The 15,154-nt window shown below is 33.1% G+C and carries 16 protein-coding genes; 6 read left to right on the plus strand and 10 right to left on the minus strand.

What is annotated here, in order from left to right; translation table 11 throughout:
- Nucleotides 1-32 precede the first annotated feature (32 nt).
- Complete coding sequence (locus JG553_RS01755) at nt 33-1,097, minus strand: NAD(P)/FAD-dependent oxidoreductase (RefSeq protein WP_000794020.1); 1,065 nt, start codon at nt 1,095-1,097, stop codon at nt 33-35.
- Nucleotides 1,098-1,413: 316 nt separating this feature from the next.
- On the opposite strand from JG553_RS01755, the gene JG553_RS01760 reads away from it, so the two are divergent.
- From JG553_RS01760 to JG553_RS01785, 6 genes are all read left to right on the plus strand, one after another.
- Nucleotides 1,414-1,650 (plus strand): YuzB family protein, encoded by a 237-nt coding sequence (locus JG553_RS01760; RefSeq protein WP_001068337.1) that lies wholly within the window; start codon nt 1,414-1,416, stop codon nt 1,648-1,650.
- A 12-nt stretch (nt 1,651-1,662) separates the two neighbouring features.
- On the plus strand, nt 1,663-2,022 hold the full coding sequence (locus JG553_RS01765; RefSeq protein ID WP_001143497.1) for a HesB/IscA family protein: 360 nt from the start codon (nt 1,663-1,665) through the stop codon (nt 2,020-2,022).
- Nucleotides 2,023-2,475: 453 nt separating this feature from the next.
- A complete protein-coding gene (locus JG553_RS01770; protein ID WP_000046076.1) occupies nt 2,476-3,684 on the plus strand; it encodes an NAD(P)/FAD-dependent oxidoreductase in 1,209 nt (402 codons plus the stop codon).
- A gap of 130 nt (nt 3,685-3,814) precedes the next feature.
- A complete protein-coding gene (locus JG553_RS01775; RefSeq protein WP_001009697.1) occupies nt 3,815-5,290 on the plus strand; it encodes a M17 family metallopeptidase in 1,476 nt (491 codons plus the stop codon).
- A gap of 410 nt (nt 5,291-5,700) precedes the next feature.
- The gene (locus tag JG553_RS01780) at nt 5,701-7,017 is read left to right on the plus strand and encodes a Na+/H+ antiporter family protein (protein WP_000606324.1); all 1,317 of its coding nucleotides are present in this window, start codon (nt 5,701-5,703) and stop codon (nt 7,015-7,017) included.
- Between the two features lie 18 nt (nt 7,018-7,035).
- Entirely contained in the window at nt 7,036-7,410 is a 375-nt protein-coding gene (locus tag JG553_RS01785; RefSeq protein ID WP_000149295.1) for a PaaI family thioesterase, read from the plus strand.
- A gap of 55 nt (nt 7,411-7,465) precedes the next feature.
- Here JG553_RS01785 and JG553_RS01790 read toward each other — a convergent pair whose 3' ends face one another.
- From JG553_RS01790 to JG553_RS01830, 9 genes are all read right to left on the minus strand, one after another.
- Nucleotides 7,466-8,620, minus strand: a complete 1,155-nt coding sequence (locus JG553_RS01790; RefSeq protein WP_000558769.1) for an FAD/NAD(P)-binding protein — start codon at nt 8,618-8,620, stop codon at nt 7,466-7,468.
- A 248-nt stretch (nt 8,621-8,868) separates the two neighbouring features.
- A complete protein-coding gene (gene mnhG1 / locus JG553_RS01795) occupies nt 8,869-9,225 on the minus strand; it encodes a Na+/H+ antiporter Mnh1 subunit G (protein WP_000590451.1) in 357 nt (118 codons plus the stop codon).
- The gene (gene mnhF1 / locus JG553_RS01800; protein WP_001016306.1) at nt 9,203-9,496 is read right to left on the minus strand and encodes a Na+/H+ antiporter Mnh1 subunit F; all 294 of its coding nucleotides are present in this window, start codon (nt 9,494-9,496) and stop codon (nt 9,203-9,205) included. Before mnhF1 ends, mnhG1 begins: the two co-directional genes overlap by 23 nt.
- Complete coding sequence (gene mnhE1 / locus JG553_RS01805; protein WP_000290674.1) at nt 9,496-9,975, minus strand: Na+/H+ antiporter Mnh1 subunit E; 480 nt, start codon at nt 9,973-9,975, stop codon at nt 9,496-9,498. The genes mnhF1 and mnhE1 overlap by 1 nt, the downstream gene beginning before the upstream one ends.
- Before the next feature lies 1 nt (nt 9,976).
- A complete protein-coding gene (gene mnhD1, locus JG553_RS01810) occupies nt 9,977-11,473 on the minus strand; it encodes a Na+/H+ antiporter Mnh1 subunit D (protein WP_000573077.1) in 1,497 nt (498 codons plus the stop codon).
- Nucleotides 11,466-11,807 (minus strand): Na+/H+ antiporter Mnh1 subunit C, encoded by a 342-nt coding sequence (gene mnhC1 / locus JG553_RS01815; RefSeq protein WP_000402803.1) that lies wholly within the window; start codon nt 11,805-11,807, stop codon nt 11,466-11,468. Before mnhC1 ends, mnhD1 begins: the two co-directional genes overlap by 8 nt.
- The gene (gene mnhB1 / locus JG553_RS01820; RefSeq protein WP_001081626.1) at nt 11,807-12,235 is read right to left on the minus strand and encodes a Na+/H+ antiporter Mnh1 subunit B; all 429 of its coding nucleotides are present in this window, start codon (nt 12,233-12,235) and stop codon (nt 11,807-11,809) included. The genes mnhC1 and mnhB1 overlap by 1 nt, the downstream gene beginning before the upstream one ends.
- Nucleotides 12,228-14,633 carry a Na+/H+ antiporter Mnh1 subunit A gene (mnhA1, locus tag JG553_RS01825; protein WP_000054609.1) on the minus strand — a complete coding sequence of 802 codons (2,406 nt, stop codon included), beginning with the start codon at nt 14,631-14,633 and terminating at the stop codon, nt 12,228-12,230. Before mnhA1 ends, mnhB1 begins: the two co-directional genes overlap by 8 nt.
- Before the next feature lie 130 nt (nt 14,634-14,763).
- On the minus strand, nt 14,764-15,147 hold the full coding sequence (locus tag JG553_RS01830) for a kinase-associated lipoprotein B (RefSeq protein WP_000781156.1): 384 nt from the start codon (nt 15,145-15,147) through the stop codon (nt 14,764-14,766).
- Between the last annotated feature and the right edge of the window lie 7 nt (nt 15,148-15,154).

Raw genomic sequence — 15,154 nt, forward strand, 5'->3', positions numbered from 1 at the left:
GTAATAGTGTGAACTGACATTGCTTTTTAATTTTAACCATTATGATATTTATATAACCAAAGTACGCCGGATTTTAAAATAGAAGCGAGTCGTCCTGTTACAGTGCGGTCCATGATATATGCAAAACCTTGCTTATCTCCTAATGACCCAACGATACCTTGTACCTTTAGTTCCGGCATTTTGTCAGGTAATGGTTCATTTAGCCATTGCTTTTTAAGCACATCGGCAATTTGATCACCTTGAACTTCGGCTAACTGAGCACTTGGCGCATGTGGTAAATCAGCACAATCACCAACTACATAGACGTTACGATATGTTGGTACTTGATGATACTGGTTAACTATCACGCGTCCATTACTATTTATATCAATCGGCAAGTTACGAACAACTTCAACAGGTTGAATTCCTGCTGTCCATACAACTAAATCAATATCTTTAGGTTCATCACAGTTATATATTTTACCAGGTTCAACTTTATTAATATTTGAATTTGGAACAACGGTAACATTATTTTTGGCGAACCATTTCGCAACATACTTACTTAATTTTTCTGGAAAATTTCTTAAAATTCGCGGCCCACGGTCATAAAGATATATTTCCAAGTCTGATCTACTTTCTCTTAATTCGCTGGCAAGTTCTATGCCGCTTAATCCAGCACCAACGATACCGACTTTAGCACCTTCTGGTAGTTCACTAATACTATGGAAAGTATCCCGAGCCTTTGAGAGTGTTTGAATACTATGTGTATATTCTTCGGCTCCTGGAACGTTATGATATTTATCTTCACATCCTAAACCAATGATTAGCTCATCATAATCAATTTTAGAATTACCGACTGAGACAATTTGAGCATCTAAATCTATGTCGTTAATTTCACCATAAACTGTATTCACTTGTGGATGATTAGGGAATTTCATACGAACATCTTTATCTGATTTCGTGCCCGCAGCTAAAGCATAAAATTCTGGTTTCAATCCATGAAATGGCATACGATCAACTAATGTGACTGTATAATCTTGTGGTAAAGAAGTAGTTAAAATGCGTGACATGATACGCATATTACCATATCCGCCGCCTAACAAAACTAAGTTTTTCATAATGAAGTACCCCTTTTATATGTTAATATTTACTTTAATTTTGAAAAGATCAAAGTGCATAGATATATTTGTTAATGAACAGTTATAAAATGCAAGTGTCTTTGATTCATCAATAACCCCTAAAAAAGTAAATATGTATTTATATGCTTATTATATATTTTTTTGAAAATGACTACAAATAAATATTTGTACTAACTAAGGCACTATTACATAACTGGGATAAGAAACATCAGTTGTTGCTAATTGAGCACATCATGTTAAAATACCAGTTTTAAAATGCTATAATATTGTAACAAATGAAATAAGAAGGTGAAGTATGAATCCGATCGTAGAATTTTGTCTCTCTAACATGGCAAAAGGTGGAGATTATGTTTTTAATCAACTGGAAAATGACCCAGATGTCGATGTGTTAGAGTATGGTTGCCTGACACATTGTGGTATATGTTCAGCCGGGTTGTATGCTTTAGTAAATGGTGATATTGTTGAAGGTGATTCGCCGGAAGAATTATTACAAAATATATATGCACATATAAAAGAAACTTGGATTTTTTAAGGAGGAGTTATCATGCCAACAGTTATATTAACAGAAGCAGCTGCTTACGAAGTAAAAGATATGCTTAAAGCAAATGAAATGCCAGATGGCTATTTAAAAATTAAAGTGAATGGTGGCGGGTGCACTGGTTTAACATACGGTATGGGTGCAGAAGAAGCGCCTGGTGAAAATGATGAAGTCTTAGAATACTTTGGATTAAAAGTATTAGTAGACAAAAAAGATGCACCCGTATTAAATGGTACGACTATTGATTTTAAGCAATCATTAATGGGTGGCGGTTTCCAAATCGACAATCCTAATGCAATTGCTTCATGTGGCTGTGGTAGTTCATTTAGAACTGCAAAAGTTGCAGGTAATCCTGAAAATTGCTAATAAAATAACTTTTTAATGGTTAACCCAATTTTTGGGATACAAATTGATATCAATAACGATTAAGGACATATTTGATTATGTCCTATTTTTGCGTAAAGATATTTTGTTTTATTAAAAAGCTTATTGAAAATTAAGAATCTGACTATAAATAGTATTTTAAATGATCGTGATAGCGGATACATTTTTAATCGAAATCAGGCTACGAAAAAATTAATTAATTTTTTCACAATCTGACTGAATCTTGCTTGAAAATATAACATAAAAGCTATAGAATTAGTATTGGATTAAAAATGTCTTTTTTGTGAACATCACAGGTTTTTACATAATTTAAAAGACTTAAATAACAAAATGATGATAAACTAGTATACATTGTGGTAAAAGTAGTAATGACCAGTTGTTACTAGTAATTATCAGCATTTGGTTAAAAAAATATGAAAGCTTAGGTGAAATTAAATGGCTCAAGATCGTAAAAAAGTACTTGTACTTGGTGCTGGTTATGCAGGTTTACAAACTGTAACTAAATTGCAAAAAGCGATATCAACAGAAGAAGCAGAAATTACGCTTATTAATAAAAATGAATATCACTATGAAGCAACATGGTTACATGAAGCATCAGCAGGTACACTAAACTATGAAGATGTATTATATCCTGTGGAAAGTGTCTTGAAGAAAGACAAAGTGAACTTTGTTCAAGCAGAAGTAACAAAAATTGACCGTGATGCTAAAAAGGTAGAAACAAATCAAGGTATTTATGACTTTGATATTTTAGTAGTAGCATTAGGTTTCGTTAGTGAAACATTCGGCATCGAAGGTATGAAAGATCATGCTTTCCAAATTGAAAATGTTATCACAGCACGTGAATTATCACGTCATATCGAAGACAAATTTGCTAACTATGCAGCATCAAAAGAAAAAGATGATAACGATTTATCTATCTTAGTTGGTGGTGCTGGATTCACTGGTGTTGAATTCTTAGGTGAATTAACAGACAGAATTCCTGAATTATGTAGCAAATATGGTGTGGATCAAAATAAAGTTAAAATCACTTGTGTTGAAGCAGCACCTAAAATGTTACCAATGTTCTCAGAAGAATTAGTTAACCACGCAGTTAGCTACTTAGAAGACCGCGGTGTTGAATTTAAAATTGCTACACCAATCGTTGCTTGTAACGAAAAAGGTTTTGTAGTTGAAGTAGATGGTGAAAAACAACAATTAAATGCAGGTACTTCAGTATGGGCAGCTGGTGTACGTGGTAGTAAATTAATGGAAGAATCATTTGAAGGCGTTAAACGTGGACGTATCGTTACAAAGCAAGATTTAACAATCAATGGTTACGACAACATTTTTGTTATTGGTGACTGTTCAGCGTTTATCCCAGCTGGAGAAGAACGTCCATTACCAACTACAGCACAAATTGCAATGCAACAAGGTGAAAGTGTTGCTAAAAACATTAAACGCATCTTAAACGGTGAATCAACTGAAGAATTCGAATACGTTGATCGTGGAACTGTTTGTTCTTTAGGTTCACATGACGGTGTAGGTATGGTATTTGGTAAACCTATCGCTGGTAAAAAAGCAGCATTCATGAAAAAAGTGATTGATACACGTGCGGTATTCAAAATCGGTGGTATCGGTTTAGCATTCAAAAAAGGTAAATTCTAGGCTTTAAATAAAGTTTCAGCTAAACACATAAAATTAAATTATTCATTTATAAAGTCCTTCAGTGTCACTGAAGGGCTTTATTGTTGTACAATTTGAAGTGAGTAACATATCAAATCTAAGGAGGTACATTATGAATTTTAAATTAAATAACACACTAAGCAACGAAATAAATACATTGATTATTGGTATACCAGAACATTTAAATCAGTTAGAGCGCATTAGTTTTAATCATATCGATATTACAGAATCACTTGAAAGACTAAAACATCAACATATTATTGGTAGTAAAGTTGGGAAGATTTATACAACTGCATTTGATGTACAAGATCAAACATATCGTTTAATTACAGTTGGTTTAGGAAACTTAAAGACACGTAGTTATCAAGATATGTTGAAAATATGGGGACATCTTTTCCAATACATAAAGTCAGAACACATTGAAGATACGTATTTACTTATGGATTCATTTATTTCAAAATATGATCAGTTATCAGATGTATTAATGGCATGCGGTATTCAAAGTGAGCGTGCAACATATGAATTCGATCATTATAAATCAAGTAAGAAGGCACCGTTTAAGACGAATTTAAACCTTATTAGTGAATCATTAATTGAATTAGATTTTATTCATGAGGGTATCAGTATTGGCCAATCCATTAATTTGGCAAGAGACTTTAGTAATATGCCACCGAATGTATTAACACCACAAACATTTGCAGAAGATATTGTTAATCATTTTAAAAATACAAAGGTCAAAGTAGATGTTAAAGATTATGACACTTTAGTTTCTGAAGGATTCGGACTTTTACAAGCAGTAGGTAAAGGTAGTAAGCATAAACCGAGATTAGTAACCATCACATATAATGGCAAAGACAAAGATGAAGCACCAATTGCCTTAGTTGGTAAAGGTATAACGTATGATTCTGGTGGTTATAGTATTAAAACGAAGAATGGCATGGCTACAATGAAGTTTGACATGTGTGGCGCTGCGAATGTCGTTGGTATCATTGAAGCGGCTAGTCGTTTACAACTGCCTGTAAATATTGTCGGAGTGCTTGCGTGTGCTGAAAATATGATAAATGAAGCATCAATGAAGCCAGATGATGTATTTACAGCATTAAGTGGTGAAACTGTAGAAGTAATGAATACAGACGCTGAAGGTAGATTAGTCCTTGCAGATGCTGTGTTTTATGCAAATCAATATCAGCCTAGTGTGATTATGGACTTTGCTACATTAACGGGTGCAGCAATTGTTGCACTAGGCGATGATAAAGCTGCTGCATTTGAATCGAATAGTAAAGTGATATTAAACGATATATTACAAATAAGTTCTGAAGTCGATGAAATGGTATTTGAATTACCGATTACTGCAACCGAACGTGCAAGTATTAAACACAGTGATATCGCTGATTTAGTTAACCATACGAATGGACAAGGTAAAGCGCTATTTGCGGCAAGTTTTGTAACACATTTTAGTGGTCAAACACCTCACATTCATTTCGATATTGCAGGTCCAGCAACGACTAATAAAGCTTCATATAATGGTCCAAAAGGGCCAACAGGATTTATGATTCCGACGATAGTACAATGGTTAAAACAACAATAATTTAATTATTTGCCTGATACAACTTGTGTCTTGATATACATTTCTAATTTAACTCTTGAAAGTATAAAGGATCGCATTGTATCAGGCATTTTCATTGTTGTAAGAAAATATAAATCGCATATCCTTGTGAGCATAAATCAACTTGACTAGCATTGCAAAAAAATATTATAAGCATATGTTCATTCAGTCAACGACTACTAATATTGCATTTTAGAACTTAGGATTTTGATTGGTGTTCCAAGCTTGTAAAATTGTTTAATTTAATGAAAGCTAAAATTATTTTAAGAAAGACAATTAACTAAAAAATAAAGATTATTGGTATAGTTTGCTATTGACAGGTGTTAAAGCTACTGATACTATGTAGTCTATAAACGCTTTAGTTCGATAGAGTGATAAAGGATGGTTGTCATATGATAAATGCAGTAGTAATAGCAGTAATTTTAATGATTGTGCTATGTTTATGTCGATTAAACGTAGTTATAAGCTTATTTATCAGTGCGCTAGTTGGTGGCTTAATTTCAGGCATGAGCATTGAAAAAGTTATAAATGTATTTGGGAAAAATATAGTCGATGGTGCTGAGGTAGCATTAAGCTATGCTTTATTAGGTGGATTTGCAGCATTAATTTCATACAGTGGTATCACAGACTATTTAGTAGGAAAAATTATAAATGCAATTCACGCTGAAAATAGTCGATGGTCAAGAGTTAAAGTCAAAGTGACAATAATCATTGCATTATTAGCTATGAGTATCATGAGTCAAAACTTAATTCCTGTACATATTGCATTCATTCCAATTGTCATCCCACCATTGTTAAGTCTGTTTAATGACTTAAAAATAGATAGACGTTTAATCGGTTTGATTATCGGTTTTGGTTTATGTTTCCCGTATGTGTTATTACCATATGGATTCGGTCAAATTTTCCAGCAAATTATTCAAAGTGGCTTTGCAAAGGCAAATCACCCAATTGAGTTTAATATGATTTGGAAAGCAATGCTTATTCCTTCAATGGGGTATATTGTTGGCTTACTTATCGGTTTATATGTATATCGTAAACCACGTGAATATGAAACACGTAAAATTTCAGATAGTGACAATGTTACAGAGTTAAAACCATATATCTTAATAGTAACAATTGTAGCAATACTAGCTACATTTTTAGTACAAACATTTACAGATTCAATGATTTTTGGTGCACTGGCAGGGGTACTCGTATTCTTTATTTCACGTGCATATAATTGGTATGAATTAGATGCTAAGTTTGTTGAAGGTATTAAAATTATGGCTTATATTGGTGTAGTTATTTTAACAGCAAATGGATTTGCTGGTGTAATGAATGCTACTGGTGATATAGATGAATTAGTTAAAACTTTAACAAGTATTACTGGTGATAATAAATTATTTAGCATTATCATGATGTATGTGATAGGTTTAATTGTCACTTTAGGTATTGGATCATCATTTGCAACAATTCCTATTATCGCATCATTATTCATTCCTTTTGGAGCGTCAATTGGACTAGATACAATGGCATTAATCGCATTGATTGGAACAGCGAGTGCATTAGGTGACTCAGGTTCGCCTGCAAGTGATTCAACATTAGGACCAACTGCGGGATTAAATGTTGATGGCCAACATGATCATATACGTGATACATGTGTACCAAACTTCTTGTTTTATAATATTCCTTTAATGATTTTCGGTACTATTGCTGCTATGGTACTATAAGCATAAAGAGGTGAAAATATGACTCATTTATTAGAGACATTTGAGATGTCAATAGATCACCAGGAAGATGGTTTAGTTGTTATTTCTATGCCTGTTACTGATAAAGTAAAACAACCATTTGGATATTTACATGGTGGGGCTTCGATTGCTTTAGGTGAAACAGCATGTTCATTAGGATCTGCTAATTTAATTGATACAACCAAATTTATTCCATTAGGTTTAGAGATGAATGCTAACCATATTCATTCTGCTAAAGATGGTCGTGTTACTGCGACAGCTGAAATTATTCATCGAGGTAAGTCGACACATGTATGGGATATAAAAATTAAGAATGACAAAGAACAATTAATTACAGTTATGCGTGGTACAGTTGCTATTAAACCTTTAAAATAAAAGAACTGCTAGCTGAAATGTTATGAGATATTCATAACTACGGCTAGCAGTTTTTTTATGCGCTATATTGTTGTAGTTTTAGAAATGCTTGTTCAATGCGTTCGGCAGCTTTACGGCCACCCATAACATTTCTACCAAATGGTCCTAATTCTAAGTCTGCAAAGCATCCTGCGACAAATAGATTTGGTATCCATTCTAATTTTTCGGAAATAACAGGGTAATTACATTCGTTGATAGGTGCATCATAATTTTGTATTAATTGCTTAATAAGTGGTTGTGACATAAAATCTTGTTCAAAACCAGTTGCAACCATAATCTGTTGATATGGAACAGAATCATTTTCAGTGTTAATTACACCACCACTAATTTGAGTGATAGGTGTTTTATGCACATTTATACGACCATTTTTAATATGTTTTTTAAGGCGTAAGTACAGTTCGTGAGGCATTGATCCTTTATGACGTTCGCGTTGTACAATGGCATTTCTTTCAGGCATGCTTTTAGTACTTAAAAATGAAGACATATTTTTCGGACCTAACCAACCAGGATCAGCATCAAAGTCATGTATTTCAATATCTTTATTTAGCCATAAATGAATCTTTTTATCGTTATCATGATTTAACAATTTAAGTGCAAGATGTGCAGCAGTAATGCCGCTACCAACGATATGATCGGTCTTATCATATACTACTTGATCAAGTTCTTTCTCGAAGATATGATTTACATTCTGTTTGTCTTTTAAAATGTCAGGCATAAACGGAATATTTGTACTGCCTATTGCAATAACGACGCAATCTGTAGTGATAATTTGTCCATCTTCTAACTTGATATGCCATTTGTCTTCTTGTTTATCTAAAGTTTGAACTAAACCTTGAACCAAGCAATCCTCTAATTGATATTGTTTAGAAGCATGTGCAATATGATCCATAAACATTGTCAATTCAGGTCGTTGATAAGGACCATAAAAAGCATTTGTATATTGGTGCTGTTTAGCGAATTGTTTTAGATGGAACGGTTGTGGATGTACGTGATGTACAATCGGTGATCTTAAATAAGGCATTTCTATTCGATTTGTATATGAGTTAAACCTTTGGCAAAAAGTTTCGTGTGGGTCAATGATTGTTAATCGGTCTGTTGTTAATCCGCTTGATAATAGTTTTTGTGCGATTGCAGTTCCCTGTATGCCACCGCCGATAATTGTCCAATGCATAATAAAACCTCTCTCTTTTTAAAACGTAATAGTTACGATTTATAATTATTATTATCATAATACATAACGACATGAAAGGCAATTAAATTAAAGAGATATATGTAGATAGGGCGAATCTGTAGTCAAAGAAAAAATCATTGAAAAAGAGGTAACAATGTCAAAAGAAAACAGCAGTAAAATCATTCCTAATTTGGAATCATCTTACTGCTGTTTGTTGTTGATTTATATTCATGATTTTGTTATATAATCTACAATTTTGTGTCTTTTAAGTCTTCCGAAATTTCATCGACTTTAGTCTTTTTAGTATAAGGCGTTTTAATATTATATGCTGCTTTCATAATCATATGACTTGAAAGAGGACCTGTAATTAATACAAAGATAATCGCAACGATTAATTGCATATTTACAAAACCTTGAGTAGCAATAAAATATAAAAACGTACCAAATAGTAATGACATTGCACCTAATGTTGATGCTTTTCCGGCAGCATGTGCACGTGAATATACATCTTCAAGTCTCAATAATCCTATAGCTGCTAGGGCGCTAATTAAAGCACCGATGATAACAAAGATAAGTGCAAGACTAATCAGTATGATTTTGATCATGTTCAATCACCTTACCTTTGTCCATAAATTTAGAGAATACTGCAGTACCTAAAAAAGCTAATATACCAATCATCATAATAACGACAATCATGTATTTAATATTTAATAAAATACTGAATAATGCTATAACTGCCATTAATTGAAGACCAATCGCATCTAATGCGACAACACGATCGGCAAGTGATGGGCCTAGCACAACGCGAATGAGCATAGCTAACATAGAAATGACAACTATGATTAATGCAATAACGATAATAACATTATGATTCATTATATTTCGCCCACCTCTCTTACAATTTTCTCTAATGATGTTTTAATACTTTCTACTTCTTGCTCTTTAGTTGAAAAATCTATGGCATGAATATAAATTTTTGTACGATCGTCACTTACACCAAGCACTACAGTACCAGGTGTTAATGTAATTAAATTAGACAGCAAGACAATTTGCCAATCTTTTTTTAAATCTGTGTGATAAACAAAGAATCCTGGTTCATTTTTAATCGAAGGTTTAATAATAATTTTCAAAACATCAAAATTAGCTTTAATCAGTTCGATTAAGAAAATAATAACTAATTTAATAATACGATATAGCGTGATGACATAAAATCTACCTGGTAACACTCTGTGTAAGAGGTAAACAAGAACTAGGCCAAAGATGAAACCTAACACAAAGTTATTTGTTGTGTAACTATTTGTCACAAACAACCAAAACACTGCGATAATAAAGTTTAATACTAATTGTACAGCCATGTTATTTACCTCCTAATACAGCTTTAACGTAGGTTGATGGATTGTAGAATGTTTCTGCACCAGCTTTTACCATTGGATATAAGTAATCTGCTGACAATCCATATAAAACAGTTATCACAACTGCAACGATTGCAATCGTAGTTAAATATTTGACGTCGACTTTGTTATTAAGATCATATCCTTTTGGTTGACCGAAAAAGCCTTGTAGGAATATGCGAATGACAGAATATAATACGACTAAACTTGATAATAAGACGATGACACCACTTAAATAAAATCCTCTTTCAAATGTTGATTGGACAATAAAAAATTTTCCATAAAAGCCACTGAGTGGGGGAATGCCAGCTAAACTTAATGCTGCGATAAAGAATGACCAACCAAGTACAGGATATCGTTTAATTAAGCCACCAAATTGTCTTAAATCAGCAGTGCCTGTAATTTTAATCATAATTCCGATAAGCAAGAATAATGCAAGTTTTACTAACATGTCGTGCAATGTATAGTAAATAGCCCCAATCATACCTGACTCTGTCATCATTGCAACGCCGACTAAGATCACACCTACAGCAATCATGACATTGTATAGGATGATTTTTTTAATGTTGGCATATGCAACAGCACCGACACAACCAAAGATGATCGTTAATAGTGCTAAGAATAAAATGACATAATGTGAAAAGCTTACATTATCACTAAAGAATAGGCTCAATGTTCTAGCGATTGCATAAACACCAACTTTTGTTAACAAAGCACCAAAGAATGCAATGATTGGAATTGGTGGTGCATAGTATGCACTAGGTAACCAAACAAACATTGGGAATACGCCAGCTTTTGTAGCAAAAACAAAGATAAATAGTATGAAAACGATATTGACTAAGCCACTGTCATGCGCTGAAAGGTTAGCTAATTTATTGCTTATATCTGCTAGATTCAATGTTCCTACTACTGAATATAAAATCGCTACACCCATTACGAAGAAGGATGACGATACAACGTTAACAAGAACATATTTTATTGTTTCTTGTAGTTGAATTTTTGTAGAACCAATTACTAATAAGAAATAAGATGACATTAAAAATACTTCGAAAAATACGAATAGGTTGAAAATGTCACCAGTTGTGAATGCACCAATGATACCTATTAACATAAATAGTACTGAAAAATAATAATAATATCTTTCACGTTCAATACCAATTGTTTGGTATGAATATAAAATCACAATAGCTGTAATAATAATACTAGTAATTATTAGTAGGGCACTGAATATGTCTAATACAAAGACAATACTGTATGGTGCTTTCCATGAACCTAGCTCTACGCGTATTGGTCCATGTTTAACAACATTTGCTAAATTGATAATTGCCGCGACCAAGGTTAATAATGTACCGCCTAGTGCGACATAACGCTTTATAATAGGACGCTTTCCAATAAAGACAAGTAATATGGCTGTAATTACTGGAATAACTAGCGTTAACACAAGCATATTACTTTCAATCATCTTCTGGAACTCCTTTCATACTCTCAACGTTATCTGTGCCTAATTCTTTATATGTTCTAAATGCTAATACTAAGAAAAAGGCTGTTGTCGCAAAGGCGATAACGATTGCTGTTAAAATAAGTGCTTGCGGGATAGGATCAACATAGCTTTTTACGTTCGCTTCATAAATTGGAACAGTACCATGTTTAAGTCCGCCCATAGTTATTAAAAATAAATTTGCTGCATGTGTTAATAGTGTAGTTCCCATAACAATTCGTATCAGACTTTTAGACAAAACGAGATAGACACTAATTGCTGTGAGAATACCACTAACAAAAATCATAATAATTTCCACTATTCGTTCTCTCCAATCGAAATAATAATTGTCATGACAGTACCAACTACTGCACATAAAACACCGAAATCAAAGAATACTGCTGTTGTCATATGAACAGGTTCTAATATAAATAACGGTATATCAAATGTGACATGCGTAAAGAAATTTTTGCCTAAAAACCAACTTGCGATAGGCGTCGCAATACAAAAAACTAATCCGATACCTATCAAGATTTTAAAATCTAATGGGAAAATTTTACGCATTGTTTCTATATCAAATGCAATCGTAATGATAACAAGTGAACTTGCGAATAATAATCCGCCGACGAAACCGCCACCAGGTGTATAATGTCCTGCTAAGAAAAGTGAAAAACCAAAGACCATTACCATGAAAAAGATAATAACTGCAGCAAATTGCAAAATTAGATCATTTTGTTGTCTATTCATGATTTTTCACCTCGTTACCTTGCGTTTGACGCTTTTTACGTAATTTAATCATTGTATATACAGCTAATCCTGCGATACCAAGCACAGATGACTCGAATAAAGTATCCATACCACGGAAATCAACAAGTATGACGTTTACCATGTTTTTACCGTGAGCTAAATCATAAACGTGCTCTTGATAAAACTTAGATATCGATTCAAAATGTCTATTTCCGTATGCAATTAAACCGATAATAATGACGGACAAACCAACACCACCAGCAATTAAAGCATTAGTAAGCTGGAATGAGCGCTTTTCATTATAACGATTTAAATTTGGTAAGTGGTAGAAGCATAATAAGAACAATGCTGTTGAAATAGATTCAACGACAAACTGTGTCAATGCTAAGTCGGGTGCTTTAAAGAATATAAACAATACAGACACAGCATATCCAACTGCACTTAACATAATGATGCTAAATAATCTTGATTTAGCGAAAAGAATTAAAAAGGCAGCACTTAATAATAAAATTACGATACAAACTTCGAAAATTCTAATCGGACTAACGTCTTTAAAATTAATGTTGAAAGGTACTGAGAATATAGTGACAAATGTTAATAAAATTAATGCACCAAAAATGATAACTAAATTATTACGTGAATAATCGGTAACATAGCTATTCGTCATCTTTTCAGAGTAGTTTGGAATAACATTTGCACTTCTGTTGTACCAATAATTGAATGTTAGTTTACCAGGTTGTCGTTGCAACAATTTCACCCAATAACTAAATGTCACAATTAGTAAGATACCTAAAATATAAATCACTAATGTTGATAAAAAGGCAGGCGTTAATCCATGGAACATATGGAATTCAACATCATCAATTACCGTATGATTAATCGAAGATGTAGCTGGTTCAATAATCGAATTAGTTAAAATGCCAGGGAATAAACCAAATACAATTACTAATGTAGCTAAAATAGCTGGTGATAAAAGCATTAATATTGATACTTCGTGTGCTTTTTTAGGTAATTGTTCAGGTTTATATTGTCCGAAAAATATATGCATTATAAATTTAATTGAATATACAAATGTGAAGACACTGCCCACTATACCAATGATTGGGAATAGGTAGCCTAATGTATCAACACTGAATAAATTTGCTTGGCTTGCTGTAAATGTTGTTTCTAAAAATGATTCTTTTGATAAGAAACCATTGAACGGTGGTACACCAGCCATACTTAATGCTGTAATAACAGTGATTGTAAATGAAATAGGCATAATTGTTAGTAAGCCACCTAATTTCTTAACATCACGTGTACCAGTAGAATGATCCACTGCACCTGTAATCATAAATAGGGCACCTTTAAATGTTGCATGGTTGATTAAATGGAATATTGCAGCCGTAAATGCAGCAGCATATATTTTGCTATCATCGCCTTGATAGTGATAACTAATGGCACCGATTCCAAGCATCGCCATAATCATACCTAATTGGGATACTGTTGAAAATGCCAGTATACCTTTCAAGTCTTGTTGTTTTGTTGCGTTTAGCGAAGCCCAGAATAATGTAATTAAACCAACGAGTGTGACAGTCCATACCCAACCTTGCGATGCTGCGAAGATTGGTGTCATTCGAGCGATTAAATATAACCCTGCTTTAACCATTGTTGCTGAATGAAGATAAGCACTGACTGGTGTAGGTGCTTCCATTGCATCTGGTAGCCAAATATAAAATGGAAACTGAGCAGATTTTGTAAAAGCACCAATCATGATTAAAATCATCGCAAAAATGAAGAATGGGCTATTTTGAATTTCAGAAGCATGTTGAATCATGTACTGAATGCTAAATGATTGTGTTGGTATAGCGAGTAAGATGATACCACCTAATAATGATAGACCACCAAATACTGTGATTATGAGCGATTTTTGAGCACCATATATAGATGCTTGTCGTTCGCGCCAGAATGAAATAAGTAAAAAACTAGAAAATGACGTTAGCTCCCAGAATAAATATAGAATAATAACATTATCTGAAAGTACGACACCTAACATTGCACCCATAAATAGTAATAAATAACAATAAAAATTCCCTAGTTGTTCTGACTTACTTAAGTAGCCGATTGAATATAATACTACTAAACTGCCGATTCCTGAAATAAGCAAACTAAAGAGTAAACCTAAGCCATCAAGATATAAATCAAAGTTCATACCAAAATGAGGCATCCAATTTAAGGTTTTCATTACAGTATTACCTGACATCGTCGTTTTAATTAATGTAAGCATATAAATAAATATGACGATAGGGACAGGTAATACGAACCATCCTAAATGTATACGTTTAAAAAATCTATACAGGATAGGAATAATGAGTGCGAATATTAACGGTAATATCACCGCAATATGTAACAAACTCACTATGTTGTCCTCCTTTAAAAAATATTTATGTTATTCATTATACATGAATGATATAGTTCTGAAAAACGTACACACTCCTTGTTGTGCTTTATTTTCAGAAGTATTTAAATAAGAAGAAACACGTCATTTTTTATTTAAAATTTTCTTTGTATTGAAGTGAATAATCTTCTTTTAAGCGTGCTAAACTAGCTAAAGACATTTCAGCATGTTTTGTTTGCTGAGCTTTAAGTTTAGTTTCTAAATCTGTAATTGCTTGTTGAAGTGAATCTTCATAGCGCAATACATCAACATTGAAGTCGCGTAATTGTGAACGTTTCGTATAGCGTTTTTCAAAATGGCTTAATGCTTTGCGGTCATGGAAAAATACACCTTCAGTTTCAGTAGGGTTATGTAAATCACCTTGTTTCGGGTGTTTGATAACTTGTTCAACTTTAACAAGGACATCGTCTCCATTTTCTTCAACAATCGTGACACCATAGCTACCTGTTTTGTGTGAAAATCGATATAGCTTCATGCTATTT

The sequence above is a fragment of the Staphylococcus sp. T93 genome (assembly GCF_016743875.1).
GTDB classification, from domain to species: Bacteria; Bacillota; Bacilli; order Staphylococcales; family Staphylococcaceae; genus Staphylococcus; species Staphylococcus aureus.